General features: G+C 74.6%; 20 protein-coding genes. 13 read left to right on the plus strand and 7 right to left on the minus strand.

Going from position 1 to position 26,522, the window contains the following annotated elements; translation table 11 throughout:
- Window positions 1–102: 102 nt before the first annotated feature.
- The 4 genes from D7M15_RS18535 to D7M15_RS18550 all read left to right on the plus strand — a co-directional run bounded on the left by D7M15_RS18535 (window position 103) and on the right by D7M15_RS18550 (window position 9,529).
- Window positions 103–1,887, plus strand: a complete 1,785-nt coding sequence (locus tag D7M15_RS18535) for a serine/threonine-protein kinase (protein WP_121518536.1) — start codon at window positions 103–105, stop codon at window positions 1,885–1,887.
- A gap of 334 nt (window positions 1,888–2,221) precedes the next feature.
- Entirely contained in the window at window positions 2,222–5,725 is a 3,504-nt protein-coding gene (locus D7M15_RS18540; protein WP_121518537.1) for a protein kinase, read from the plus strand.
- 144 nt (window positions 5,726–5,869) lie between these two features.
- Entirely contained in the window at window positions 5,870–7,558 is a 1,689-nt protein-coding gene (locus tag D7M15_RS18545) for a succinic semialdehyde dehydrogenase (RefSeq protein WP_121518538.1), read from the plus strand.
- Between the two features lie 45 nt (window positions 7,559–7,603).
- A complete protein-coding gene (locus D7M15_RS18550; protein WP_121518539.1) occupies window positions 7,604–9,529 on the plus strand; it encodes a GMC family oxidoreductase in 1,926 nt (641 codons plus the stop codon).
- A gap of 751 nt (window positions 9,530–10,280) precedes the next feature.
- Here D7M15_RS18550 and D7M15_RS18555 read toward each other — a convergent pair.
- Window positions 10,281–10,646 (minus strand): chorismate mutase, encoded by a 366-nt coding sequence (locus D7M15_RS18555; protein ID WP_121518540.1) that lies wholly within the window; start codon window positions 10,644–10,646, stop codon window positions 10,281–10,283.
- Between the two features lie 425 nt (window positions 10,647–11,071).
- Between D7M15_RS18555 and guaA the strand changes: the two genes are divergently transcribed.
- The 6 genes from guaA (at window position 11,072) to D7M15_RS18585 (ending at window position 15,530) form a co-directional block, all read left to right on the plus strand.
- The gene (gene guaA / locus D7M15_RS18560) at window positions 11,072–12,619 is read left to right on the plus strand and encodes a glutamine-hydrolyzing GMP synthase (RefSeq protein ID WP_121520990.1); all 1,548 of its coding nucleotides are present in this window, start codon (window positions 11,072–11,074) and stop codon (window positions 12,617–12,619) included.
- Between the two features lie 178 nt (window positions 12,620–12,797).
- A complete protein-coding gene (locus D7M15_RS18565; protein ID WP_121518541.1) occupies window positions 12,798–13,055 on the plus strand; it encodes a helix-turn-helix transcriptional regulator in 258 nt (85 codons plus the stop codon).
- Window positions 13,052–13,591: a hypothetical protein gene (locus D7M15_RS18570; RefSeq protein ID WP_121518542.1), complete on the plus strand. Its 540-nt coding sequence runs from the start codon at window positions 13,052–13,054 to the stop codon at window positions 13,589–13,591. The genes D7M15_RS18565 and D7M15_RS18570 overlap by 4 nt, the downstream gene beginning before the upstream one ends.
- Window positions 13,592–13,757: 166 nt before the next feature.
- Window positions 13,758–14,453, plus strand: a complete 696-nt coding sequence (locus D7M15_RS18575) for a haloacid dehalogenase type II (RefSeq protein WP_121518543.1) — start codon at window positions 13,758–13,760, stop codon at window positions 14,451–14,453.
- Between the two features lie 107 nt (window positions 14,454–14,560).
- Window positions 14,561–15,184 carry a GntR family transcriptional regulator gene (locus tag D7M15_RS18580; RefSeq protein WP_206337383.1) on the plus strand — a complete coding sequence of 208 codons (624 nt, stop codon included), beginning with the start codon at window positions 14,561–14,563 and terminating at the stop codon, window positions 15,182–15,184.
- A gap of 130 nt (window positions 15,185–15,314) precedes the next feature.
- Entirely contained in the window at window positions 15,315–15,530 is a 216-nt protein-coding gene (locus D7M15_RS18585; RefSeq protein ID WP_127201773.1) for a hypothetical protein, read from the plus strand.
- A gap of 9 nt (window positions 15,531–15,539) precedes the next feature.
- On the opposite strand, the gene D7M15_RS18590 is transcribed toward D7M15_RS18585, so the two are convergent.
- The 4 genes from D7M15_RS18590 to D7M15_RS18605 form a co-directional block, all read right to left on the minus strand.
- On the minus strand, window positions 15,540–15,989 hold the full coding sequence (locus tag D7M15_RS18590) for a DUF6193 family natural product biosynthesis protein (RefSeq protein WP_240649367.1): 450 nt from the start codon (window positions 15,987–15,989) through the stop codon (window positions 15,540–15,542).
- 255 nt (window positions 15,990–16,244) lie between these two features.
- Entirely contained in the window at window positions 16,245–17,654 is a 1,410-nt protein-coding gene (locus D7M15_RS18595) for a glutamate decarboxylase (RefSeq protein ID WP_121520994.1), read from the minus strand.
- A gap of 148 nt (window positions 17,655–17,802) precedes the next feature.
- Window positions 17,803–18,372: a PqqD family peptide modification chaperone gene (locus D7M15_RS18600; RefSeq protein WP_121518546.1), complete on the minus strand. Its 570-nt coding sequence runs from the start codon at window positions 18,370–18,372 to the stop codon at window positions 17,803–17,805.
- Window positions 18,373–18,394: 22 nt separating this feature from the next.
- Complete coding sequence (locus tag D7M15_RS18605; RefSeq protein ID WP_165906287.1) at window positions 18,395–20,476, minus strand: asparagine synthase-related protein; 2,082 nt, start codon at window positions 20,474–20,476, stop codon at window positions 18,395–18,397.
- Between the two features lie 789 nt (window positions 20,477–21,265).
- Here D7M15_RS18605 and D7M15_RS18610 point away from each other — a divergent pair.
- Window positions 21,266–21,871, plus strand: coding sequence for a CAP domain-containing protein (locus D7M15_RS18610; RefSeq protein ID WP_121518548.1), 606 nt, complete (start codon window positions 21,266–21,268; stop codon window positions 21,869–21,871).
- A gap of 77 nt (window positions 21,872–21,948) precedes the next feature.
- Here the strand turns inward: D7M15_RS18610 and D7M15_RS18615 are convergent, their stop codons facing one another.
- Together D7M15_RS18615 and D7M15_RS18620 are read right to left on the minus strand one after the other, a co-directional pair.
- Entirely contained in the window at window positions 21,949–22,659 is a 711-nt protein-coding gene (locus D7M15_RS18615; RefSeq protein WP_121520996.1) for a response regulator transcription factor, read from the minus strand.
- An 89-nt stretch (window positions 22,660–22,748) separates the two neighbouring features.
- On the minus strand, window positions 22,749–24,080 hold the full coding sequence (locus tag D7M15_RS18620; RefSeq protein WP_121518549.1) for an ATP-binding protein: 1,332 nt from the start codon (window positions 24,078–24,080) through the stop codon (window positions 22,749–22,751).
- Between the two features lie 451 nt (window positions 24,081–24,531).
- Between D7M15_RS18620 and D7M15_RS29120 the strand changes: the two genes are divergently transcribed.
- Window positions 24,532–26,178: a PspC domain-containing protein gene (locus D7M15_RS29120; protein ID WP_240649368.1), complete on the plus strand. Its 1,647-nt coding sequence runs from the start codon at window positions 24,532–24,534 to the stop codon at window positions 26,176–26,178.
- Window positions 26,175–26,522 (plus strand): hypothetical protein, encoded by a 348-nt coding sequence (locus D7M15_RS18630; protein ID WP_121518551.1) that lies wholly within the window; start codon window positions 26,175–26,177, stop codon window positions 26,520–26,522. The genes D7M15_RS29120 and D7M15_RS18630 overlap by 4 nt, the downstream gene beginning before the upstream one ends.

Below are 26,522 nucleotides of genomic sequence, written 5' to 3' on the forward strand. Positions count from 1 at the left end.
TGGCGGCGGCGGTTGCGCCCCGATACACGCCACCCCCGGCGAGTAGGACACAATGAAGGCTCTGCCGGGGGCTCGGCTGCTTGAGGGGACGCAAGGGGATTCATGGGCCAGGACGTTGACGAGGGCCGGCTGGTAGGCGGCCGCTACCGGCTCGAAGGTGTGCTGGGGCGCGGGGGCATGGGCACCGTGTGGAGCGGCCAGGACGAGACCCTGGGCCGCAGGGTCGCGGTGAAGGAGCTGCGCTTCCCGTCGAGCATCGACGACGAGGAGAAGCAGCGGCTGATCACCCGCACGCTGCGCGAGGCGAAGGCGATCGCCCGTATCCGCAGCGGCAGCGCCATCGTCGTCTACGACGTGGTGAACGAGGACGACCGTCCGTGGATCGTCATGGAACTGGTCGAGGGCCGCTCGCTCGCGGACCGCATCCGCAAGGAGGGGCCGCTGACGCCGCAGCGCGTCGCGCAGATCGGCCTCGCCGTTCTCGACGTGCTGCGTTCCGCGCACCTGGAGGGCATCGTCCACCGCGACGTGAAGCCGTCCAACGTGCTGCTGGAGGAGGCCACCGGCCGGGTCGTCCTCACGGACTTCGGTATCGCCAAGGTCGCCGGTGACCCCTCCATCACCTCGACCGGCATGCTCGTCGGCGCGCCCTCGTACATCTCCCCGGAGCGCGCCCGCGGCACCCCGCCCGGCCCGCCCGCGGACATGTGGTCGCTGGGCGGCCTGCTGTACGCGGCGGTGGAGGGGCGGCCCCCGTACGACAAGGGGTCCGCGATCTCCACGCTGACGGCCGTGATGACCGAGCCGGTGCCGCCGCCGTCGGGCGCGGGTCCGCTGACGGACGTCATCCTCGGGCTGTTGGAGAAGGACCCGGACAAGCGGCTGGACGTCACCGCGGCGCACGCGCTGCTGGAGCAGGCCGCGGCGCTGGACGAGCACGCGCCGCCGTCCGGACCGGCCCCGGCGCCCGGCTCGGGCGAGACCTCCGACCCGCGCCTCCCGGTCCGTACGGCGAGCGGGCTGCCGCCCATACCGTCGTTGAGCCCGCAGGGCGGCACGGGCAACGGGCCCGGGTCCTGGCCCGCGGCGTCCCCGGCGGGCGCCGGGATGAACTCGCGGCTGACGATGGTGGTCGTCGGCGTGGTGGTCGTACTCCTCGTGCTCCTCGGCGTGTTCGTGGCCAACTCGATGGGCGACGACGGGGACGGCGACGGCAAGAAGTCCGAGGGCTCCGGCCAGACCGACGGCGGAGACAAGTCCGGGCGGGACGAGGGGTCGGGCAAGGACGACCAGCCCGGCTCCGACGCGGAGCCGAACACCGGCGGTCGCGGCGACGACCTCGACGACGCGGACAAGGGCGGCGACAAGGGCACGGACGACGGCGCCGACCAGGACGGGGGCGGCGGCGACGGGAAGCAGGACGGCACGCTGCCCGCGGGCTACGGCGACGTGGTGGACGAGCGCTTCCACTTCTCGATGGCGATGCCGGACGACTTCCAGCGCACCGGTACGGCCGGGGAGAACTCCGGCGCCAAGTACGGCCTGCCCGGCGGCGGTTACCCGAGGCTCCAGGTCGACCACTCCGGCAGCCCGGCCGCGGACGCCGAGGCGGCCTGGCGGAAGCTGGAGCCCTCGGTCCGCAAGAGCAGCGTCGGCTACCAACAGATCGAGCTGAAGTCCGTGTCGTGGCGCGACTATCCGACCGTCGCGGACTGGCAGTTCCAGCGGATCGAGGGCGCCGAGCAGGTTCGGGTGCTCAACCGCGGTTTCCGGGTGGACGACGAGCGCGGCTACGCGATCATGGTCACCTGCAAGACCGACGAGTGGACGGGCGAGAAGTGCCGGACGCTGCGGGACACGGCGTTAGCGACGTTCCAGCCGCGCTGACGGCGTCGACGGGGTGACCCCGGGCTCCGGTTCTCCGGGGTCCGGGGTCCGTCCGTGACGGTACGGCGCGGCGCGGGCCGTACGCCGACTCCCGCGCTCCGCCGGGCCGTTGGCGCGCGGCGCCCGTACGCTCCGCGCGGCACCGCCCGTTCCCGAGGTGTCGCGGGCGGCCCGCCGGGGAAAGGGCCGTCCGGACGGATGGGACTTAAGGGCGGCGTGGTGCCGCTTCGGCACGTATCGTGAAAGTCCGCGGACCGTACGCATCCGTAACGAGGCGGATCGGGACCGTTTTTGAGGGGCTGCCCGCGGATCGCGGGGACGTGGGGGAGGCGTCGTGGACGACAACGCGGACTACGCGGGACGGTTGCTGGCCGACCGCTACCGCCTGCCGCGGCTTCCCGCCGACGAGTTCGAGCTGGCCGAGACCCGCGCGTACGACACCGCCAGCGGCCAGGAGGTCCTGGTGCGGCAGGTGCCGCTGCCGGAGGTCGTCGACGCCGAGGTGCTGGACGGCGGACGCCCGTCCGGCGGCGTACGTCCCCTGCCGGGGGCGGGGTACGGCCGCGCCACCCGCCGACCCGCCGAGCCCGGCGTGCGGCGCGCGGTGGAGGCGGCGCTCGCGGCCTCCCGCATCCCCGACCACCCGCGGCTCGACCAGGTCTTCGACGTGTTCGTCGAGGGCGACGGCCTGTGGATCGTCAGCGAACTCGTGCCCGCGCGGCCCCTGGTGGCCGTCCTCGCGGAGGAGCCGCTGAGCCCGCACCGGGCCGCGGAGATAGCCGCCGACCTGCTCGACGCGCTGCACGCCGTGCACGCGCACGGCTGGGTCCACCGCAACATCACCGCCCGCTCCGTCCTCGTCTGCGACGACGGCCGCGCGCTGCTCACCGGCATGGCGGTGGGCGCGGCGGAGGAGGCGCTGTGCGGGTACGACACGCTGCCGGAGCCGGGCGCGGGCGGCGCCCCGGCGGAGCCGGTCGCGTACGGCGGCGGCGACGCGTACGGGGACGAGCACGGGGACGACGACGCGTACGCCGAGGACCACGGGGACGGCGAGGTGCGGGCGCACGCCGACCCCGACGCGGACCCCGACCCCGAGCCCGGCGGCGGGACGTACGGCGGCGGCGACGCGTACGGGGAGCCGTCGGACCGGCGCGGCCAGGCGCGCTACGCCTGGGGCGAGGGCGCGTACGAGCCGCGCGGCTCCGCGCCCGACCCCGGCCCCCACGACGGGCGGCCCGAGCGGCTGCCGCGCGGACCGCTGCCCGAGGGGTTCTCCGGCGTGTACGCCGGGCCGGAGGCGCCGGGGCTGGACGACCCCACCGGCGGCCCGGCGCCGTACGGGAACGGGCAACAGCCCCCGTTGAGCGGCACGTTCGCGCCCGGCGGCGACGCGGGCACGGGCGGTCACGCGGCGCCCGCCGCGGACGACGCCCAACGCGCGGGCATCTTCGGCTTCGAGGGCGCGGACTCCGGCGGCGGCGCCGCCGCGCGCGCCGCGCGCCGGGGCGCGATCGCCGCCTACCGCGCCGGGACGCGCGCCGCGTCCGCCCGCGTCGAGGCGGAGGCGCAGGACCGCGCCGCGCGGCAGCGCCCCGCCCTCCCGGAGGGCGGCACGTCCCCGGACTGGTGGGCCGGTGACGGCAACGGCGCCGAGGGCGCGACGTACGGGGACGGCGGTACGTACGGCAACGGCGGTACGTACGGGGAGCCCGGCGCGTACCAGGACTCCGGCGCGTACCGGCAGCCCGTCGTCTACGGCCCCGCGGGCCAGCCCTACGGCCCGGCACCCGTCGAGCAGTCCCCGCGCGACGAGCGCGACGGCACCGACCCGTCGCCGGACGCCGAGCGCTGGACCGGCGAGGGGCCGACGGCGCTGCCGGGCTCCCGGCACGGCACCAGCCGTTCCGTGCCCGTGCCCCGCTTCCCCCGTGAGCAGCCGACGGAGACGCCGTACGAGCAGCAGGTGTCGTACGAGCAGGAGCCGTACGAGCGGGCGTCGGAGCCGGAGCGGCGCCAGGGCCCCGTGTACCGGGACCAGATCCCGGCGGGCGGCGCGTACGCCGACGACGGGGCGGAGTCCCGTGCGGAGGCGCCCGGGGCGGACGGGTACGGCGACGCGGCGTACGACCCCGACCCCGTGCACGACGACGACCGTGACGGTGACGACGACCGCGATGACGACCGGGACGGCGACGGCACGTACGAGCCCGCCCTCCAGGACGACCCCGACCGCTACCGCGGCCCCGCCACCTCCCTCGACGCCGAGCGCGCGCGTCAGGCGCGGATGACCATCGTGGGCGCGGTGACCGAGCGGTGGGCGCCGGAGCAGGCCGGGCCCGTGTACGAGAACTGGCGGCTGGCCCCGCCCGTGGGCCCCGCAGCGGACCTGTGGGCGCTGGGCGTGCTGCTGTTCCGGGCGGTGCAGGGGCACGCGCCGTACCCGGAGGACGACGTCGTCGAGCTGGTGCAGATGGTGTGCGCCGAGCCGCCCGCGTACGCCGAGGAGTGCGGCGCGCTGCGGCCGGTCGTCGAGTCGCTGATGCGCCAGGACCCCACGGAGCGCCCGGAGTTCGAGGAGCTGCGCGGCTGGCTGCGTTCGCTGGTGCGGTCCGCGCCGGAGCCCGAGGTGGGCCTCCGTACGCTGACGGCGCCGCCGTCGCTGGAGCCGGGGCGACCGTCCGACCCGCGGCGGCTGCCGATCAAGCGGCGCCGCGGCGAACTGGTGCGCAGGCGCCGCTTCTGGCGCCGGTCGACGGCCGCCGCCGCTCCGCCCGCCGCGGCCGGGGCCACCGGGTCCGCCGGGTACGCGGTCGAGGCGCCCGACGTGGTCGAGGTCCCGCCCGAGCCGAGGGCGCCGAAGGCGCGCGGGAAGGCGAAGGCGCTCAGGAGGTCGAAGGAGGCGAAGCGGGCCGGTCGGCGCTCCCCGGTCGAGTCCGCCGCGCCCCTGTCGGAGCTGCTGGCAGAGGCACCCGCGCCGTCGTACGACCCGCCCCGCGACGACCCGTACCGGCACGACGCGTACGGCGGGGCCGCGTACGGCGACGACCCGTACCGGGACGACCCGCCCCGCGACGAGGCGCGCCCTCGGCGCGCGCCCCGGCCCCGCGCGCCGGGGGGCGCGGGCGGGCCGCGGCGGCTCGGACGGCTGCTGGTGGGCGGGGTGCTGCTGCTGTTGACGCTGGCGGCGCTGTACGCGTTGTGGTTCATGCCGGACCGGGGTGGTGACGACGAGGGGCAGCGGCGTGGCGCGGTGGGCGAGCAGGAGCCCGCGCCGACCGGCGCTCCCGAGCAGGACGGCGGGTCGGACGGGGGCTCGGGCGACGGCTCGGACGGGGACGCGCCCGCGGACCGTTCGCCGCAGCATTCCCAGCCCGCCGACCTCGCGAAGGGCTTCGGCCTGCACAAGGACCCGACCGGCTTCCAGATCGGCCTGCCCGACGGCTGGAGCCGTACGGGCCCGAACGACCGGGGGCAGGTCCGCTTCGACTCCGGCGAGTTCGAGATGGTCGTCGTCAAGGGCCGGGACTCGACCGGCGAGTACGGCAAGGACCCGCTGGAGTACCAGGCGGACGACGAGCGCGAGTTGGCGCCGTTCCGCGCCTCCGGCTGGTCGTCCGCGAGCAGCCTGCGCCGTATCGACGTCGGTGACACGGCGATGGCCGAGGGCACGTACACCTGGGAGGACGAGAGCGGGCGCAGCGTCTACGTGCGCAACCGCGCGATGATCCTCGGCGGGCGCTACCACCTGGTGCTGGTGTTCGGACCGGAGGACGAGAAGAAGGACGTGGACCGCTACTTCGAGGGCGTCGTCGACACGTACCGCGTGCTGTCCTGACGGCCTGCCCGGCGGGCGGACCGCGGTCGGGACGACGAGCGGGAGGCAATCGCGCCAGTGATCGCTGGCGTAGTTGTAAACGAGCGGTGAAGACTGGTTACCGCCGGGTATACGCCCGCGCGCCGCGGTCGTACCCTCGGCCCCATGACGGACTCGCAGGACACCGCACGGCAGGACACCGCCCCGGCCCCGGCAGGGCAGGACGCCCCGGACGCCCCCGCGTCCGCGCCCGACACCCCCGCCCCGGACTACGGCAACCCCGTCGCGCCCACCCCGGCCGGGGCCCGTACGGCCGCCGACGTCGTCACGCCCGAGCTGGTCGCCCGCCTCACCGCGCCCGTCGTCGGCACGGGCGGCACCGCCAGCCACGCGCCGTTCACGGGCGAACGCCTCGCCGAGCTGCCCGAGTCCACCCCCGAGGACGTCACCACCGCCTTCGCGCGGGCGCGCGCCGCGCAGCAGGCGTGGGCGGACACGCCGGTACGGCGGCGGGCCGCGGTCCTGCTGCGCTTCCACGACCTGGTGCTGGGGCGGCAGTCCGAGATCCTCGACCTGATCCAGCTGGAGACCGGCAAGGCACGGCTGCACGCCTTCGAGGAGGTCCTCGCCGTCGCCGTCGCCGCGCGCCACTACGGCCGCAAGGCGCCCTCGTACCTCGGCGCCAAGCGCCACACCGGCGCCATCCCCGCCCTCACCAAGGTCACCGAGCTGCGGCAGCCGCGCGGCGTCGTCGGGCAGGTCGCGCCCTGGAACTACCCGTTCGAGCTGTCCGTCGGCGACGCGCTCCCCGCGCTCGTGGCGGGCAACGCGCTGGTCATGAAGCCGGACACGGAGACCGCGCTCACCGCGCTCCGGGCGCGTGAGCTGCTGGTGGAGGCGGGGCTGCCGCCGGAGGTGTTCCAGGTCGTGCTGGGTGACGGGCCGGTCGTCGGCACCGCCGTCGTCGAGCACGCCGACTACGTCTCGTTCACCGGCTCGACCCGTACGGGCCGCGAGGTCGCCCAGCGCGCGGCGGCCCGGCTGGTGGGCTGCACCCTCGAACTCGGCGGCAAGAACGCCATGATCGTGCTCCCCGACGCCGACCTCGACAAGGCGGCGCAGGGCGCCGTGCGCGGCGCGTTCTCGTCGGCGGGGCAGCTGTGCGTCTCCATCGAGCGGCTGTACGTGCACGAGTCCGTCGCCGACGACTTCCTGGCGCGCTTCGCGGCCCGTACCCGCGCGATGCGCCTCGGCAGCTCCCTCGTCTACGGCGCCGACATGGGGTCGCTCGTGTCGCAGCGGCAGCTCGACACGGTGGGCCGACACGTTGAGGACGCGGTCGCCAAGGGCGCGAAGGTCGTCGCGGGCGGCCGGGCGCGGCCGGACGTCGGACCGTACTTCTACGAGCCGACCATCCTCGACGGCGTCGAGTCCCCGATGGCGGTGTGCGGCGAGGAGACCTTCGGGCCCGTCGTCTCCGTCTACCGCTTCACCAGCGAGGACGAGGCCGTCGCGCTCGCCAACGGCACGCCGTACGGCCTCAACTCCAGCGTCTGGAGCCGTAGCGGCCGCCGCGCCCACCGCGTCGCGGCCCGGCTCCGCTCCGGCACGGTGAACGTCAACGAGGGCTACGCCTCCGCCTACGGCAGCGTCCAGGCCCCCATGGGCGGCATGGGCGACTCCGGGCTGGGACGGCGGCACGGCTCGGAGGGCGTCCTCAAGTACACGGAGGCGCAGACGGTCGCGCACCAGCGGGTGCTGCCGATGGCGCCCTCGCTGGGGATGAGCGAGGAGGCGTACGCCGCGTTCATGGGGCGCTCGTTGCGGCTGATGAAGGCGCTCCGCTTCCGCTGACCGCCCCCCCTTTCCCCCTCCCCGCCCCTCCCGTCAGGAGATCCCGTGCACCAGGCGTACGACTACGACGTGCTCGTCATCGGCTCCGGCTTCGGGGGAGCGGTGTCCGCCCTCCGTCTGACGGAGAAGGGCTACTCCGTCGGCGTCCTGGAGGCCGGGCGCCGCTTCACCCGCGAGACGCTGCCGAAGAACTCGTGGGACCTCCGCAACTACCTCTGGGCCCCCGCCCTCGGGCTCTACGGCATCCAGCGCATACACCTGCTCGACAACGTCATGATCCTGGCCGGGGCGGGCGTCGGCGGCGGCTCCCTGAACTACGCCAACACCCTCTACGTACCGCCCGCGGCCTTCTTCGAGGACCAGCAGTGGGGGCACATCACGGACTGGCAGGACGAGTTGCGGCCGTACTACGACCAGGCGCAGCGCATGCTCGGCGTCCGCCTCAACCCGACGATGACCCCCTCCGACGTGCACCTGAAGGCGGCGGCGGAGCGGATGGGCGTCGGCGAGACGTTCCACTTCGCGCCCGTGGGCGTGTTCTTCGGGGACGGCAGGGACGCGGTGCCGGGCGCGTACGGGGCGTCCGAGGCGTCGTCCGGGAAGGCCGGGTCCGGGGACGCCACCGGCCCCGGCGCCGAGCCGGGCGGCGAGGTCCCCGACCCCTACTTCGGCGGCGCCGGCCCGTCCCGCCGCGCCTGCTCCGAGTGCGGTGAGTGCATGACCGGCTGCCGGCACGGCGCGAAGAACACCCTCACCGAGAACTACCTGCACCTGGCCGAACGGGCCGGGGCCACGATCCTGCCCATGACCACCGTCGTCGACATCCGCGAGGTGGACCAGGAGGCCGACGACGGCTTCCTCGTCGGCGTCGTCCCCACCCACGACCGGCGCGGCCGCCGCGCGCGGCGCACCAACCTGCGTACGGCGGGCGGCACACCGCGCGGGATGCGTACGCTCCGCGCGCGCAGGGTGGTCGTCGCGGCGGGCACGTACGGCACACAGACCCTCCTGCACCGGATGCGCGACAGCGGCGCGCTGCCCGGCCTCTCCGGGCGGCTCGGGGAACTCACCCGCACCAACTCCGAGTCCCTGGTGGGCGCGCAGACCGTCGACCGCCGCTACCGCAAGAAGTTCGGCCCCGACGCGGAACTGGACTTCTCCCGCGGCGTCGCCATCACCTCGTCGATCCACCCGAACGAGAACACCCACATCGAGCCCGTCCGTTACGGCAAGGGCTCCAACGCGATGGGCGCGCTCACCACCCTCCAGGTCCGGCACGACACCCGCCTCCCGCGCGCGCTGGCACACGCGGCGACCTGCCTGCGGCACCCCGTCCTCTTCCTGCGCTCGCTGTCGCAGCGCAAGTGGTCGGAGCGCGTGATCATAGGGCTCGTCATGCAGACCCTGGACAACTCCCTCACCACGTACCGCAAGGAGAAGGGACTCGGCAAGGGCCTCCTCACCTCCCGGCAGGGCCACGGCGCGCCCAACCCGCTGCACATACCCGAGGGGGCGGCGGCGGCCAACCACCTGGCCGACGAGATCAACGGCTTCGCGGGCGCCAACGTCGGTGAGCTGATGGGCACCCCGCTGACCGCCCACTTCCTCGGTGGCTGCCCCATAGGGGACAGCGCGGAGAACGGCGTCATCGACCCGTACCACCGGCTTTACGGGCACCCCGGCATCTCCGTCGTCGACGGTTCCGCCGTCACCGCGAACCTCGGCGTCAACCCGTCGCTCACCATCACCGCGCAGGCGGAACGCGCCATGTCGCTGTGGCCCAACAAGGGCGAGGAGGACGGGCGTCCGGCGCAGGGCGAGCCGTACGTACGGCTGACGGCGGTGCGGCCGCGCACCCCGGTGGTGCCGGAGGAGGCGTTCGGCGCGCTGCGGCTGCCGTTCCTGCCCGTGCCGACCGTGCCGCCGAAGGCGGACGGGGCGGAGACGGCGACCGGGGCCGACGGGCGGTAGCCGCGCCGTACGCCGCGAGGCCCCGGGCCGCGCGCCCGGGTGGGTGGCGGCAGCCGCGGGGCCTGCGGTCGGCACCGGCGCCAGGGCAGCGGCGACGCCGACGGGAGCGGCACCGGGGCGGTGCCGCCGTCCGCTGGCGGGCAGGACGGCGAGCGCACCCGCGCCACCCCGTCGGCCCGCCAACCCGCCTGTGCGCGACGGGACTTGCGTACTCCGCATCGTCCTCGCCGCGCGTCCGCAACGCAACCGTATCGGGCGAATTGCGGGTGATCCGTACGGGTGGCGCGCGGGCCGCCGCCGTACGCTGCGCGGTCTCCCGCCGTAGGGTGCGGACTCCCGGCGTACCGTGCGCGGGCGGTGCTCTCCGCGGAGCGGCCGGTCCGAGGCGTCCCCGGGACCGGCCGCTGGGCCCCTGCCATGGCAGAGGGTCGTGACCGGGCGGCTGTCCCCTGCCGTCCGGCCACCGCACCGGAGCGAGGTCCCACGACGCGGTCGCTCCCGTTCCGAGGAGACGCGTCTCATCACTCCAGCGATGCCGCCCCAGAGCCGCCGGGCGCCCAGTCGGGCTCGGGGACACTCCGTCCAACGAGGAGTGCCGGGCCCGGTCACGCGCCGTACGGGTGACCGGCCGTTCCGCGCGCGTACGCACACGGGCGCGGCCCGTACGCCCTCGGGGTCGGGGGCCGCCGACCCGGCGTACCGGCACGCCACTTGGGCGCCCTCCCGGCCCGGTGCCCGCGCGGGCGCGCGGTCACGCCCGGCCGCGGCTCAACTCCAGCAGGGTCATCGCCAGCGCGGTGCCGGGGCGGCCCAACTCGTCGCGGTAGTGGGCGAGGATCTCCATCTCGCGCGACAGGCTCACCCGGCGACCGCCGGAGCCGAGGCGCGCCTGCTGGACGCGTGCGGAGACGGCCATCCGTTCCCGGACGAGCGCGATGATGCGCGCGTCGAGGGCGTCGATCCGTTCCCGCGCGCCGCTGATCTCGGCGGCGGCGCCGTCCCGCGCGCCGGTGTCGGCGGCGGACGCGGTACGGGTGGTGCCGGTGGTCTCGGCGGTTTCTGCGGTACGGGTGGTGCCCGCGGTCTCAGCGGTACGTGCGGTGTCGAGGGTGCTCATGTCCGTGCTCCGGGTCTCACGGCGGACCCCTGCCGTTCCGGCCCGGGAAGGAGAGCGCACGCAGCGCGCCCCGGGCCTCAACCGGCCCGGGGCGCCTGGGAAGTCGCTTGTCAGTGGCTCAAGCAGTACGACCACGGCAGCCGGACGGGCCGGTGCCATAGGTAAACCAGAAGGTCGTCTGCGTGCGCATGCCGCCCAGTATGCCGAACGCCCGGAGCCGCGGGCCGTCGGAGCCGCATGCTGAGACACCCCGCGCCCCCGGTAGAATCGCGGGGGTCCATCCCCGAGCAGCCGTCCCCGCCAGGCGGGGCGCGCAGCCGCCCGTACCACCGCCGAAAGGCCGCCCCGTGGCATCAGAGCCCCTCGCCGCGTCCGACCCCGCCGCCTCCCGGCCCGCAACGTCCGGCGCGGAGCCGGACACGGTCCTGGTCGTCGACTTCGGCGCGCAGTACGCACAGTTGATCGCGCGCCGCGTGCGCGAGGCCCGCGTCTACAGCGAGATCGTCCCGCACACGATGCCCGCGGCGGAGATCCTCGCGAAGAACCCGAAGGCGATCATCCTCTCCGGCGGGCCCTCGTCCGTGTACGCGGAGGACGCGCCCTCCATCGACCGCGCGCTGTTCGAGGCGGGCGTCCCCGTCCTCGGCCTCTGCTACGGCTTCCAGCTGATGGCCCGCTCCCTCGGCGGCACGGTCGACAACACCGGCGGCCGCGAGTACGGCCGTACGGACCTCTCCGTCGTCAAGCGCGGCTCCACCCTCTTCGAGGGCACCCCCGGCGAGCAGCAGGTGTGGATGTCGCACGGCGACGCCTGCTCGGCCGCGCCGGAGGGCTTCACCGTCACCGCCGCCACGTCGCTGGTGCCGGTCGCCGCCTTCGAGGACGACGACCGGAAGCTCTACGGCGTGCAGCACCACCCCGAGGTCATGCACTCCACGTACGGGCAGCAGGTGCTGGAGCACTTCCTCTACCGCGGTGCCGGGCTCGACCCCTCCTGGACCACCACCAGCATCGTGGACGAGCAGGTCGCGCTCATCCGCGACCAGGTCGGCAGCAAGCGCGCGATCTGCGGGCTGTCCGGCGGCGTCGACTCGGCGGTCGCCGCGGCGCTCGTGCAGAAGGCCATCGGCGCGCAGCTGACCTGCGTGTACGTGGACCACGGGCTGATGCGCAAGGGCGAGACCGAGCAGGTCGAGAAGGACTTCGTGGCGGCCACCGGCGTCCAGCTGAAGGTCGTCGACGCCGCCGACCGCTTCCTCGACGCGCTGGAGGGTGTCTCCGACCCGGAGCAGAAGCGGAAGATCATCGGGCGCGAGTTCATCCGCGTCTTCGAGCAGGCGCAGGCCGAGCTGGTGGCGGAGGCGGGCGCGGCGGGCGAGGACGTCGCGTTCCTCGTCCAGGGCACCCTCTACCCGGACGTGGTCGAGTCCGGCGGCGGCTCCGGTACCGCCAACATCAAGTCGCACCACAACGTCGGCGGCCTCCCCGACGACCTGGAGTTCCAGCTCGTCGAGCCGCTCCGGAAGCTGTTCAAGGACGAGGTCCGGATGGTCGGGCAGGAGCTGGGGCTGCCCGAGGAGATCGTGCAGCGGCAGCCGTTCCCCGGGCCCGGCCTGGGCATCCGTATCGTCGGCGCCGTCACCCGCGAACGGCTCGACCTGCTCCGCGAGGCCGACGCCATCGCCCGCGAGGAGCTGACCGCCGCCGGTCTCGACCGCGACATCTGGCAGTGCCCCGTGGTGCTCCTCGCCGACGTCCGCTCGGTCGGCGTCCAGGGCGACGGGCGTACGTACGGCCATCCCGTCGTACTCCGGCCCGTCTCCTCCGAGGACGCGATGACGGCGGACTGGTCCCGCCTCCCGTACGACGTCCTGTCCCGCGTCTCGACCCGCATCACGAACGAGGTGCGCGACGTCAACCGCGTGGTCCTCGACATCACGAGCAAGCCGCCGGGCACCATCGAGTGGGAGTGACGGGCTCGTAGCCCCGTAGTACCCCGTCCGTCACCTCCGTCCCGTCGTCCCCTGTCGTCCAGCCCCCGCAGCCCGGTCCGTGCGCTGCGGGGGCTTCGTCTTGCTCCCGGGGTGTGGACGGAGTTCCTGCCACCCACGGGTGTTGCCAAGCTCATCGCGAATGTAGTACTCCTTATACATGGGTGAGCAGGTGCACAATCGACTGGCGATGGTCCGGGCCGAGCGCTCGGTGTCACGTCAGCGCCTGGCCGAAGCGGTCGGCGCGCACTACCAGACGATCGGGTACATCGAGCGCGGGCAGTACAACCCGAGCCTCGACATGGCCCTGCGCATCTCGGTGTTCTTCGAGCTGCCGGTGGAGGCGCTGTTCTCGCTGGAGCCGTTCCGGCCGCTCACCGACGAGGTCTACGGGCACGGGAGGAAGGCGACATCATGACGGGGACCGACGCGCGCGGAGCCACGCGCCTCGACCGCTGGACGTACGGCAGGATGAACGACCCCCGGCTGCGCCACCTGCACGCCACCCGCGTCCAGCGCCGCCGCATCGTGTGCGCGCACATCGGGGTGACCGCCGTGGCCACGGCGGCACTGGTCCTGCTGTACGGGCTCGGGCAGCCGCGGTGGGCGGTCGCGGTGCTGGCGGCGACGGTGCTGTGGATTCCGCTCACCGGCCTGCTCAACTCCATGACGCGCGGCCTGCTCGAACTGCGCCTCCGGATACTGGACGAGCGCCAGATCGCGGAGCGCGAGGCCGTTCTGGCGCGGGCGCACCGCGGCACGCTGTTCCTGTTGAGCGCCGCCTTCCTGGGGGTCCTCGGCGCGCACGCGTCGGGTGTGACGCTCCATGACCTGGGCGCCCCGATCGCCGTCGTGGGGGTGGTGGCCCTGGTGGCCCACTGGTTGATGCCGCTGTGGATAGCGGGCTTCCGGGCGCAGGACGAGTGCGACGACGAGGTGCCGGTGACGGGCTGACGGCGTCGGGCTCATGGCGTCCGCTCCACGGCTTCGGGCTCCGGGCTTCGGGCTCCGGTGCCGCCGGAGTCCGGGTGCTGTGCGGGGTGTTGACCGTCGCTCCGGCTCACTGTCAGTCTGTCTGACAGTGTGACCGCCTCGCTCGCCCACTTCCGGAGGTCCCGAGATGGCTCCGCCCTTCGCCGTGGCCACGTTCGACAACTACGGCACGCTGACCGACTGGGAGGGCGGCGCCGCCCAGTTCCTCTACGAGACGGCCCTGCGCCACGGCGACACCGACCTGGTGCCGGGGCGGGAGCTGCGCGACCTCTGGGAGGGCATCCAGTTCGAGATCCTCGGCGGCGCCTACCGCAGCTACAAACAGGTCCTCGCGGAGAGCCTGCGGCAGGTGTGCACGGTGCGCGGCTGGCCGTACGACGAGGAGCAAGCCGCCGCGTTCGTCCGCTCGATGCGTTCGTGGCAGCCGTTCCCCGACACCCGGCCCGCGCTGCTGCGGGCGCACCGGGCGGGTATGCGGCTGGTCATCCTCTCCAACACCGACCGCGACATCATCGAGCACAGCCTGCGCCACATGCGCGTTCCGTTCGACGACGTGATCACGGCGGAGGACTGCGGGGCGTACAAGCCGGGGCTGGACTTCTTCCGGCAGGCGCTGGACCGGATCGGCGTCGCGCCGCAGGAGATCATCCACGTCGCGTTCGGCTTCAAGTACGACAACGCGCCCGCGAAGCACTTCGGCATGACCACGGCCTGGGTGAACCGGCATGCCGAACCGACGCCCGACGGCGAGCCCGCCGACCACGAGTGGCGCGACCTGTGGAGCCTCGCGGAGCTGGCGGACGGCCAGCCGGTGCCGAGGTGAGGGGCGCAGGAGCGAGGGGCGAAGGGGTGCGGAGCGAGGCGGCGAGCGGCGGGGGGCCGGGGCGGCGCGCGGCAGGGGGAGACCGTACCGGCGCCGGTCCGCTCCAGGTGACCAGCACGACGGACGCGCTGGTCGCCGCGCTCCGCGAGCAGATCCTCAGCGGTGAGCTGCGCCCGGGGGAGCCGCTGCCGGAGATCGCCGTGGCCGACGCCTTCGGCGTCGCACGGCCCACCGTCCGTTCGGCCTTGCAGATCCTGGCGGGGCGCCACCTCCTCCACCGGCCGCCGGGACGTACCGCCACGGTGCCGGTGCTCACCGCGGACGACGCCCGGGACCTGCACTTCGTACGCGCCCCGCTCGAACACGCCGCCGTCACCGCGATCGTGGAGCGCGGCCTCGACGTGACCCCGGCGCGCCGCGCGCTGGCGGAGCTGGAAGCCCTGCCGGAGGAGGCGAGTTGGGGCGAACGGGTGCAGGCGCACACCGCGTTCCACCTCGCCCTGGTCGACGTGGTGGGCAGCCCCCGGCTCAGCCGCGTGTACCGCCCGCTCCAGGAGGAGATGCAACTCTGCCTCGCGCAGCTCCGGTCGACGTACCCGCGGCCGTACGATCTCGCGCGCGAGCACCGTGTCCTGCTCGACGCCGTCACGGCGGGCGACGCGGACCACGCCCACGCGACGATGCGCGCACATCTGGCCGCCGCCGTACGCCACTTCACGCAGCGGCGGTGAACGCTGCCGCGTTCAGGCCCCGTATGAGGTCGCAGTGGCCGCGGCGGGTTTTCCGTTCCGCGTTGGCACTGGTGGTGTCCTCGGCGTTGCTTGGCATGCGCGCGTCGCCGCCGCCGACCACTCCGCGGCGGTGCGGCGCGTACGTGACGAACTGGAGCGGCGTGGATACCGCGTTCTCGGATTCCAGGACATCAAGGGCGCCGAGACGTCGGTCATCCTCGACGCGGAGAGCAGGGAGAACGACTTCTCGGTCTCCGTGGAGGGGAGTCACCGCCACGACGACCTGCTGTTCTCCGTCATGACACCGTGCCTGCTGCCGCCCGGTGCGGCACAGCAGCGCTTCTAGGGACGGTCCTCAAGGGGTGTACCCGCCGTCCCGGGCCCTCTCGTAGGCGGCCAGTGCCTCTGCATTACCGATGAAAGCCGGGCCGCAGCGCGGTGGTAGACGATCGATGACCATCGCTACCGCAGCTTGTGCGCTGTCCGTCTCGGCGATCCTGGGGCTGGTGCGGCTCGGCCCCTCGACGTAGTACCGGCCGTCTCTCAGCGTGCCGATGTAGGGGATGTCCCAGGTGTGGCGGATCTCCGTGCACCTGCTGAAATGCAGCTCCCACATACCGGTCCAGGGGTAGAGCTGACGAAGCCGCGGCTCGGCATGCGCCACCAGCGTCAACTCGGCAAACGGAGCGGCAAGCGGCGATTCCTCAGGTCGGAGAGGTTCGCCCGCAGTGGTCAGGACCTTGTGCCAGGCTGCTTCGACAGTATTGGTCATGCCGTGATCCTGCAGGCGCTGCTGCCCTTTCATCAAAGATCATCTTCTGGCAGATCATGGTCTGTTGCGCCGAGATGAGCTCAGCGACCAGGAGCAGATCCATCTCGCCTGCGTGGGCCGAGCCAGACCCCTGGCCCTCCTGGTCACTCCCGGCCAACGCCATGACGGCATCTGTGCGCAGCCGCTGCTGAAACGCGTCCGCGTCCCGCGCCGCGGTTTCGGCCGTCCGTGCTGCCGCCGCGAACAGCATCGTTCCTGCTCTGCGTGAGATCTGTTTGAAGACGGGGCCTACGGGCGGGCTCCACGCCGGTCGTCCTCCGGCTGGTTGCCGTGGGCGAACGAGGCGCTCTCCGGGCCGCGCAGCGGGGCGGGTTGGCGTTCCAGCTCGGCGAGGGAGCGGCGGAGGTCGTCGAGGAGCAGGTCCGCGAGGTCGTGCGTGAGCCCGTTGCGTACGACGAAGCGGAGCGCGGCGAGGTCCGTACGGTGCTCCGGGAACGTGTACGCGGGGACCAGCCAGCCGCGCTGGCGCAGGTGCGCGGAGACGTCGAAGACCGAGTAGCCCGTGACCTCCGGGCGCAACGTACAGGCGAAGACGGGGAGTTCGTCGCCGCGCGTGAGCAGCCGGAACGGCCCGAGGGCGGCGACGGCGGCCGCGAGGGAGGTGGCGACGTCGCGGCAGTACGTCTGCACTCGCCGGTAGCCGTCGAAGCCGAGGCGCAGGAAGGTGTAGTACTGGGCGGCCACCTGCGCGCCGGGCCGCGAGAAGTTGAGGGCGAAGGTCGGCATGTCGCCGCCCAGGTAGTTGACGTGGAAGACCAGTTCGTCGGGCAGCGCGGCCGTGTCGCGCCAGACGACCCAGCCCACGCCCGGGTAGACCAGCCCGTACTTGTGCCCCGAGGTGTTGATCGAGGCGACGCGCGGCAGCCGGAAGTCCCAGCGCAGTTCCGGGTCGCAGAACGGGGCGATCATCCCGCCTGAGGCCCCGTCGACGTGGACGGGGATGTCGAGTCCCGTGTCCCGTTCCAGCGCGTCGAGGGCGGCGCAGATGCCCGCCACGGGCTCGTAGCTGCCGTCGAACGTGGAGCCCAGGACGGCGACGACCCCGATCGTGTTCTCGTCACAGCGCGCGACGGCCTCCTCGGCGGTGAGGTGCAGCCGGTCGCCCGACATGGGTACGAGACGGGGTTCGACGTCCCAGTACGCGGCGAACTTGTCCCAGCACACCTGCACGTTCGCACCCATGACCAGGTTGGGCCGCGCCGCCGTCCCGCCCGACGACCACCCGCCCGCCGCCGTCCCCGCCGCCCGCCCCGCGTCGGGCGTACGCGCCCGCTGCCAGCGCCGTTTGAGGGCCAGCCCGGCCAGCATGCACGCCTCGCTCGACCCGGTCGTGGAGCAGCCCGGCGCCCGCTCCGGCTCGTGCGCGTGCCAGAGCCGGGCGAGCATCCGTACGCAGCGCTGCTCCAGGGCGGCCGTACGCGGGTACTCGTCCTTGTCGATCACGTTCTTGTCGAAGCACTCGGCCATCAGCCGGTCGGCCTGCGGCTCCATCCAGGTGGTGACGAAGGTGGCCAGGTTCAGCCGGGCGTTGCCGTCGAGCATCAGCTCGTCGTGCACGATCTGGTACGCCAGCTCCGGATCCATCTCGTCGTCGGGCAGCGTCTCGCGCGGGACCCGTGGAGGCTCCGAGGCGAACATCGGGTTGACCGCCAGCACCGGGCGTTCGCCGCCACCGGCCGTACGGTGCCCGTCGTTCCTGTGTGAACTGGCCACGTCTCCCACGGTAGGGCGTGCCCCCGGAACGCGCGCGGGGAGCGCTGCCGCCCCCGGGGGAGTGCGCCGTGGTTCACGTACGGCCCTCCCGCGCCGCCCGTACGCCTGCCCGCTCGCGTACGCGTGCTCCCGCGCGCCGTCGCGCCCGCCGGACCCGCGCCCGGAGCCGACCCCAGCGCCGCACCCGACCCGTACGCCGCACCCCGCCCCGGCCCGTACCCCGCTCCGCGCCCCGGAACGGTCGCCGGAGGGGGCCCGCGCGTCTGCCGTCGCACGGCTGCGCCAGACCCGCGTCGTGCAACCGCCGGACCAGGACGTCGATCTCGCCCTCCGCCCGCCCGGCGGTGTCCGGGTGCCGGGCGGTCAGCAGGGCGGCCGCCTTCGGGACGTCCGCGCCGCGCAACAGGGCGCGCAGCACGAGCGCGGCGGGGGCGTTCAGCTCCCAGCACGCGCCGCTGCGGTCGTCGCGCAGGGCCATGCCGTCGGCGGTGGGCGTCGCGACGACGTACGAGGGCAGTTCGAGGGGGACGAACGGGGCGTCGCAGTCGGCCTGTTCGGCCTCTTCCAGTGGGCGGAGCGGAACGGGCGGGCCGGGCGGCCCGTGGGCGCGGAAGGCGGAAGAATCCGACGAGGTCGTGGTCATGGCAGCCTCTGGCTCTCCTCGTTCAGCGTGGGGCACGCGGCGTGCGCGGCAGGCGCGGAACGCCCGGCGTGCGCGGACCGCGTACACCGCGGGGGCGGTCGTGCGGACGGTCGTACGGGATGGGGCCGGGCACCGTGCCACCGCCGGTGTGGGGCCCGGCGGCGGCACGGTCGTCGAGGGAACGCAGCCACGTCTCGCAGGCCAGGGTCGCGTCGAGGCCGTACAGCGTGTCGTCGTCCCGGTGGGGGCGCAGCAGCGCGCGCCGCAGCGCCGCGTCGTCGATCAACCCGTGCCGGGCCAGCTCCGAACCGTCGAACAGATCGAGGAGTTCGGCCCGGTGCCGGCCCAATCCGGCGCGCAGGTCGGCGGCGGACGGTCCGCGCGACGTACGGTCCAGCAGCTCGTCCGGTACGACGCCGCGCATGGCGGTGGTCAGCAGCGGCTTGCGGGGCCAGGGCGCGTGGCGGTCCTCCAGCCGTACGGAGAGCGCGGCGTCGAGGACGTGGTCGTCGAGGAAGGGGGCGGAGAGGGGCGGGCCGCACCCGGCGTTGACGCGGTTGGCCTGCCGTACGGACGCGCCCGTACGGCGTGCCGCCAGCAGGACACCGTGCTGGGCGCGGCCCGTGGCGAGCGCCTCGACGGGGCTGCCAGGGCCCGCGTACCCGGAGTGCTCCGCCATGCCGGTGCCGGTGCCGGTGCCGGTTCTGGTGCCGGGGCCCGGGTCGGCGCCGATCGCGGTGGCGCGCAGCAGGCCGACGGCCGCCGCCGCCCCGTCATCCGTGACCCAGCCCGGCAGCCGTGGCGCCGGGGACCAGCCGAACGACGCCTGCCGCGGACCCGGCCGCGCGGCCCGCAGCAGCCGCGCCTGGTCGGCCACTTCGGCGGCGGGCGTACGGCGGTCGGCCAGCGCGCGGAGCAGCGCGGGCGCCGACCAGCGCGCCTGCGCGCGGTGCGCGCGCAGGTGGCGCAGGGCGGTGCGGGGGCGCGCGCGGACGAGGTCGTGCAGATATGTCGCGTCCGTTCCGAACAGCGCGTCCCCGCCGTGCCCGCCCAGATGCACCCGCGAGCCCTCCACCGCCATCGCCTCCAGCGCGTACGCGAGCCGGGCGCGCGTACGCGTCCACGCGAACGGCTCGTCCGGGTCCGCGGCCCCCGCCGCCCGGTCCCGCCCCAACCCGGCGAACAGCGCCGCCGCCCGGTCCGGCCGGTGCACCCGGTGGTGGGCGCGCGGCAGCACCCCCGCAGCCCGGTCGGCGAAGAACGCGTCGTGGCCACCGGCGTCGTGACCGCTGCCGTCGACACGACCGTCGCTGTTGCCGCCGCCGTCCCGCCCCACCGTCCGGTACGTCACCAGCCGGGCGGGCCCCCGGTCCGCGAGGAACGCCAGGCTCGCGGAGTCCGTACCGCCGGACAGCTCGGTGCTGACCGTGCCCCCGTGCGTCGTACGGGTCTGCACCGCCGCGGCCAGCGCGTCCCGTACGGCCGGGGCACCCTCCGCGAGCGGCACCGCGGGCTCCGGCGCGGTCCAGCGGCGCCGTTCGACGGCGCGGCCGTCCGGGGCCAACTCCAGCCAGCGGTCGCCGGGTACGGCGCGTACGCCGCGCCACGGCGTCGTCTCGTGCAGCGGGTACGGCGCGGTGGGTCCGGTCAGCCGCAGCGCCAGCCAGGACGGGTCCCAGTCGGCGCGGGTCAGCCGCGCCAGCACGTGCGCCGAGTCGGCCGCGACGACGGCGCCGCCGACCCGCGCGTGGTACACGCGCCGTACGGACGCCAGCGTGCCCTGCGCGCGGACCCGCCCGGCGACCGACGCGAGCAGGTGGAAGCAGCCCGGCAGCCGGGCCACCGTACGGTCCATGTCGTGCACCGAACGCGCTCCGCGCAGCCGTTCGCGCAGCGATCCGACGGTCGCCGGGGAGCACCCGAAGACCGCCAGCCGCACCGTGCCCACGGCCGCCACGGTCACCTCGCCGTCCGGCCAGCAGCCCATCAACCAGGGCCGCCCGGAGGCGTGTTCCACGACGTCCCTCGCCAGCGGGCGCAGTGCGCGCGCCGCGGCGAGCCCGGTGTCACCGTCCGGAAGGACCGCGAACCATTCCCCAGCCATGCCCGCTCCCGTGCGCCTAGTACCAGAGGAAGTCGCCGTTCCCGCCGGGCGGTGGACAGGGCCGGTGGCCGCGTACGGCGTCCCCTCCCTCGTACTCGTCGCCGCCGGGTTCCTTCGGGGTCCGGGGCCGGTGGGCCGCCGTGCGTTCCGCCATCGGTTCCTGCCGAATTCCCATCGCGTCCTCTCGAATCGGCGGTGGCGGTCCGGGAATTCCGCGACCGCTTCCGGAAACAGCATTCCTGCGTGATCGCGGCGGGAATCCCCGCACGTCCCGAAACCACTCCGTCCGGTGGCGAGGTTGCACGGCGGGCGCATCGGCCGGTGGCATACGACGGATGTGCGCGGCGCGCGGGCAACCGCCGTACGCGCGCCGTGCGGTGAGGGGTTCGGGCGGGAGTACGCGGCGGGCGCGCGGGTTGCCGCGCAGGTCACGCGCTCCCCGGGGTGCGCGCCGGTGGCAGGGACGGCAGGGGGTGGCGCGGTGCGTGCGGGTGGGGCGCGCGGTGGAGCGGCGGACGCTGGGGGTGCTGAAACGCGCCCGACGGGGCGGGTGTTGGGAGAGGAGGGCACTCTATGGACTTCACCACGGAAAGGGTGTGGTTTTCCGTATTGACCGTGCTGGGGTGCGGTCGGAAAGCTTGGTGGCAGGAAATCGCGGAGCTTTCCGGGGGCGCGAGGAGCACTCGAAGCGTGAGCCTTTCCGGAATGCGGGAAGAGGCGCGGGAAGCGAAAGTGGAGACCCCGCACGGGACTTCCGGGCGAGGGGCGGGCGAGTGAGGGGAGTGGCACGTGAACAGGTGGCGGGGAATTCCGGTGCGGGGCGTCGCCGTGGGGGCGGCGGCACTGTGCGGCCTGGTGCTGGCGGTGGGCGGCACGGGCCAGGCCGGAGCTGTGTGGCCCGGCGCGGACGGAGACCGCGGCGGGACGCGCGCCGACGCGGGGACGGACCCGTTACCGCGCCCGGACCCGGGCCTGTACGCGTACGCGGGGCCCGGTACGTACACGGACGACGGTGTCGAGGCGCAGGTGGTCGCCCTCGTCAACGAGCAGCGTGCGCGGGCCGGTTGCCCCGCCCTCCACGCGGACCCGGATCTGCGGGAGGCGGCCGAGAAGCAGAGCGGGCACATGGACCGCACGGACGAGCTGACGCACGTCGGCGCGGGCGGCTCCCGCCTGTGGGAGCGCGCGGAGGCCGCCGGGTACGCCCCGCGACGGATCGCGGAGAACGTCGCGCACGGCCAGCGGGGCGCCGCCGCGGTCGTCGACGCCTGGATGGACAGCCCGGACCACCGGGCGAACATCCTCGACTGTTCCTACCGCGACATGGGGGTCGCCCGCGCCGGTGACGCGTCCGACCACTGGTGGGCCCAGGTCCTGGGCGCGGAGAAGACATGACGCCCGCCGACCGTACGACGCCGACCGGCCGGTGCCGTACGGGCGTGCCGTGCGCACGCGCGCGGCGGGCGGCGCGGTCAGACCAGGCGGCGGGCGGTGGCCCAGCGGGTGAGTTCGTGGCGGTTGGACAGCTGGAGCTTGCGCAGGACGGCGGAGACGTGCGACTCGACCGTCTTGACGGAGATGAACAGCTGCTTCGCGATCTCCTTGTACGCGTATCCGCGCGCGATCAACCGCAGCACCTCCCGTTCCCGCTGGGTGAGGCGGTCCATGTCCTCGTCGACGGGCGGCGCGTCCGTGGAGGCGAAGGCGTCCAGGACGAAGCCCGCGAGACGCGGGGAGAAGACGGCGTCGTCGTCGGCCACACGGAAGATCGCGTTGACGAGGTCGGTGCCCGTGATGGTCTTCGTGACATAGCCGCGGGCGCCACCGCGGATCACGCCGATGACGTCCTCCGCCGCGTCGGACACGGACAGCGCGAGGAAGCGTACGGGCGCGTCGGCCGCCGCCATCATCGACGCGCTGCGGCGCAGCACCTCGACCCCGCCGCCGCCGGGCAGGTGGACGTCCAGCAGCACGACATCGGGCCGGGTGGCCTGGATGACGGTCAGCGCCTGGTCCACGTCACCCGCCTCACCGACGACCTCGACGCCCGTCTCGTCGGTGCGCCCGATCTCCGCCTGCACGCCCGCGCGGAACATGCGGTGGTCGTCGACCAGCACGACCCGTGCCCGCCGCTGCTCCGGCTGCGCGGCGCCGGTCGCGCCGACCCCCGGGGCCGCGTGCAGACCGGGCCCCAGCCCCGCGCCCGTGCCCGCCCCCGACCCCTGGTACGCGGACCGTTCCGACTGCCCCTGCCGTCCCGCCGTCTCGTCGCTCACGACTCCGTCGCCCTCTCCATCTCCAGCTCGACCTCTGTCCCTTCACCCGGTGTGGACCGGATGCGGGCGGTGCCCCCGTGGCGTTCCATGCGGCCGATGACCGACTCCCGTACACCCATCCTGTCGTCCGGCACCGCGTCCAGGTCGAAACCGGGACCGCGGTCGCGTACGGACACGAAGACCGTGCGCCCCTCCACCTCGGCGAAGACCTGCACCGTGCCGTTCTCGCCACCGTACTTGGCGGCGTTGACCATCGCCTCGCGCGCGGCCTGGATCTGGGCGCCGAGCGGCTCGTCGAGCGGGCAGTCACCGACGCACACGACCTCCACCGCCACCCCGTGGTAGTCCTCGACCTCCGCGGCGACCGCCTTGACGGCCTCCGCGACGGACTCCGGCGCTTCCTCCTGGCCGCCCGCGCCGCCCTCGGGCTTGTAGAGCCAGGCCCGCAGGTCGCGTTCCTGCGCGCGGGCGAGGCGGGTGACCTCGCGGGAGTCGTCGGCGTTCCGCAGGATGAGGGTGAGCGTGTGCAGTACGGAGTCGTGGACGTGCGCGGCGACCTCGGCCCGTTCCTGCGCGCGGATGCGCATGAGCCGTTCCTCGGAGAGGTCCTGCATCATCCGCACCAGGTACGGACCCGCCAGCAGCGCGATGCCGACCAGCACGGCCAACGACGCCTGGAGCACGGGCCCGAGGTGCCGCGCCGAGCCCTGCATGACGACGATGCCGCTGACGCCGACCGCGACCAGCACCACGCCCGCGGCGCTCCGCACCAGCGGCAGCACGCCCTTGCGGCGGCTGACCGCCGCCCAGTGCGCGCGGCGGGCGTTGTCCGCCTGGCGCCACACGACGGCGACGCCGAGGCCGATGAGGAGCAGCGGCCAGAGGTACGCGTTCGCGGGCCCGAACGGCATGTTCGCCACCAGGGTGCCCACCACCGCCGTCATGGCCAGCAGCGCGAGGACCTGCCCCTTGTCGAGCTTCCGCAGCCGCCCCCGGCGACGACCGCGCGCGCTCCGCCCCTGCTCGGTGCCCGCCCCCGTGCCCACGGCCTCCGCGGCGGGCCGGGAGACGGCACCGACGCCGCCGGTGCCGAGCGGGACGACGAACCAGAAACCGGCGTACAGCAGCACGCCCAGCCCGTTCGCCGTGCACAGCGCCAGGAACACGATCCGTACCCAGGAGACCGGCAGCGCCAGGTGCCCCGCCAGGCCGCGGGCGACACCGCCGAGCATGCGTCCGTCCGCGGAGCGGTAGAGCTTCCGCAGCGGCGGTTCGTCGGCGGTCGTCGCGGGGCGCGGGGCGCGCGCGGCCGGGGCGGGGGCGGTCATGTACCGATCGTCACACGGGACACCCGTACGGACATCAGGGTCGGGCCCTGAGGCTCCCCCGACCTTCACGCCGGCTTCACGGACGGCCCGCCGAAGTACGGCGCGGGGGAGGGGTGTACGGGACGGGCACGTACCGGAGGCGGCGTACGGGACGGAGGCATGAGGGAGACGGTGAGGGACGGTGGGTGGGCGTCGGATCTCAGGGGTCTGTCCGGGTCGGGCCCCGATACCCTCCGCGCCCCGGGCAGGTCACCATGGGTGCATGGCCGAAGACCAGCAGCCGCCGTCGTACGGCGAAGGACCGCCGACGGGTGGCGCACGCCCCGCGGCGGACCCGCGGACCGCGCGCGCTGCTGCCGCCCCGACCCGCCCGGCGCCCGACCCGGCTTCGCCTCCGGCGGCGCACGCCTCGTCGCCTCCCGCGCCGCCCGCCTCGTCGTACCCGTCCCGTGTGCCGCAGCCGGACGACGGTACGGCGGTGCCGGACGAGACCGGTGAGGTGCGGATCGTACGGAGCCGGAAGCACCGGGTCGTCGGCGGTGTGTGCGGCGGCCTCGGCCGGTACTTCGACCTCGACCCGGTGGTCTTCCGCGTCCCCCTCGTGGCCCTCTCCCTGATCGGCGGGCTGGGCCTCGTCGGGTACGGCTTCGCGTGGCTGCTGCTGCCCGCCGAGGGTGAACGGGAGAACGAGGGGCGGCGGTTGCTGTCCGGCCGCGTCGAGGGCACCTCGCTCACCGCCATCCTGATGGCGCTCGTCGGCTGCGGCCTCTTCCTCGCCTCCATCGACACGAACCAGTCGTCGGCGTCGATCGGGGTCGCCGCGGCGGTGTTCGGCGCCGCGTACTGGTCGCGCCGCCGCCGTACGGCCGAGGCCGCGGGCGCGCACGGCGTGCCCGTCGACCCGGCGACCGCGCACGCCGTGGCGGAGGCGCCGCCGGAGACGCAGGCGCCGCCCGCGCCGTTCGCGCCGTCGTGGTGGCGCGAGCCGCTGACGAAGGAGGGGCGGGGCGGCGGCTACCTGTGGGGGCCGCCGGAGCTGTGGGACCAGCTGCACGACGCCCCGGACGCGGCGGGCCACCACGAGTCGCCCTCCGGTGGACCCGGTGGACCCGGCGGGTTCGGAGCCGCCGGGGGCTTCGGGGGTTTCGGTGCCTTCGGGGGGAGCGGCGGCCTCCGCGGCTTCGGCCTGCCGGGTGGGCTGGGTGGACCCGGCGGACCGGGCGGGCCCGGCGGCTGGGGCTGGACCGGCCTCGGCGTCCCCGGCGGCCTGGGCGTCCCCGGTGGCTTCGGCGGCCCCTCCGCACCGTGGCACGGCGACGGCGACTGCCGCCCGCACCGCCACCGGCAGTCGATCGGCGGCGCGGTGTTCCTGCTGGCCTGCCTCGCCGCCTTCGTCGGCACCGCCGCGACGTGGACGACGCACCCGCTCGGGGTGACGCTCGCGGTGGGGCTCGGGTGCGCGCTGGCGGTCTTCGGGCTGGGGCTGGTGGTCAGCTCGTTCGCGGGGCGTACGGGCTTCGGCACGCTCTTCGCGGTCGTCCTGACCGCCGGGCTGCTGGCCATCGCCGTACTGCTGCCGGAGGACATCGCCACCGAGGTCGACGACCGCAGCTGGGCCCCCACCTCCGCCGCCGACCTCCGCGGCCGCTACGAGCTGGGCACCGGTCAGGGCGAACTCGACCTGGCGGGCCTCCGGTTGCGGGACGGCGCCACGGAACGGGTGGAGGCCCGCGTCGGCGCGGGCGAGCTGAAGGTGGTCGTGCCGGACGACATGGAGGTACGGGTCGTGGTGAAGGTGACGCTCGGCAGCTACCGGCTGCCGGGCGGTACGGGTACGGACTCGGGTGGCGGCGTCGACCGTACGGAGCGCCGTACGTTCGCCCCCGCCGACGGCGCGAAGCCGCGCGGGACGCTGGAGTTGCGACTCGACGTCGGGGTCGGTGACGCCAGCCTGACGCGTACGGAGCGGCGCCCCGCGTCGAAGGAGCGTGACGGCGCGGAGGCGCGTACGGAGCGTACGGAGAAGGCGGAGCGGTCGGAGGGCGCGGACCGTACGGCGCGGTCGGCGCGTACGGAGGACGAGGGGGCCGTGCGATGAAGCGCCACCGTTTCGAACCGGCCCGGCTGGTGCTCGGGCTCCTGCTCCTGGGCATCGGGGCGCTCCACGTGCTGGACGCCGTCGGTGAGGCCGACGTGTCCACGCCCGTGCTGCTCGTCCTCGTGCCCGCCGCGCTCCTGGTGGGCGCGGCCGTCGCGGTGGTGACGTTCGGCTGCCGCCTGGTCCTGTCGAACCGGAGCGCCGGGCGGAAGGCGGCGGTGGGGGACGCCCGTACGGAGGCCGATACGGCCGCCCGTACGGAGGCCGGTACGGAGGGGGCGAAGGCCGCCGGGGAGGCGCGTACGGGGGCGGGGGCGGAACGCGCGCCCGACTCCGGCGGATGA

The sequence above is a fragment of the Streptomyces sp. Z26 genome (assembly GCF_003665095.1).
Classification (GTDB): Bacteria; Actinomycetota; Actinomycetes; order Streptomycetales; family Streptomycetaceae; genus Streptomyces; species Streptomyces phytohabitans.

Coding starts and splice junctions, on each gene's coding strand:
- D7M15_RS18535 (WP_121518536.1), top strand. CDS start 103: ATGGGCCAGGACGTTGACGAGGGCCGGCTGGTAGGCGGCCGCTACCGG.
- D7M15_RS18545 (WP_121518538.1), top strand. CDS start 5,870: ATGACGGACTCGCAGGACACCGCACGGCAGGACACCGCCCCGGCCCCG.
- D7M15_RS18555 (WP_121518540.1), bottom strand. CDS start 10,646: ATGAGCACCCTCGACACCGCACGTACCGCTGAGACCGCGGGCACCACC.
- D7M15_RS18565 (WP_121518541.1), top strand. CDS start 12,798: ATGGGTGAGCAGGTGCACAATCGACTGGCGATGGTCCGGGCCGAGCGC.
- D7M15_RS18570 (WP_121518542.1), top strand. CDS start 13,052: ATGACGGGGACCGACGCGCGCGGAGCCACGCGCCTCGACCGCTGGACG.
- D7M15_RS18575 (WP_121518543.1), top strand. CDS start 13,758: ATGGCTCCGCCCTTCGCCGTGGCCACGTTCGACAACTACGGCACGCTG.
- D7M15_RS18590 (WP_240649367.1), bottom strand. CDS start 15,989: ATGAAAGGGCAGCAGCGCCTGCAGGATCACGGCATGACCAATACTGTC.
- D7M15_RS18595 (WP_121520994.1), bottom strand. CDS start 17,654: ATGTTCGCCTCGGAGCCTCCACGGGTCCCGCGCGAGACGCTGCCCGAC.
- D7M15_RS18600 (WP_121518546.1), bottom strand. CDS start 18,372: ATGACCACGACCTCGTCGGATTCTTCCGCCTTCCGCGCCCACGGGCCG.
- D7M15_RS18605 (WP_165906287.1), bottom strand. CDS start 20,476: ATGGCTGGGGAATGGTTCGCGGTCCTTCCGGACGGTGACACCGGGCTC.
- D7M15_RS18620 (WP_121518549.1), bottom strand. CDS start 24,080: ATGACCGCCCCCGCCCCGGCCGCGCGCGCCCCGCGCCCCGCGACGACC.
- D7M15_RS18630 (WP_121518551.1), top strand. CDS start 26,175: ATGAAGCGCCACCGTTTCGAACCGGCCCGGCTGGTGCTCGGGCTCCTG.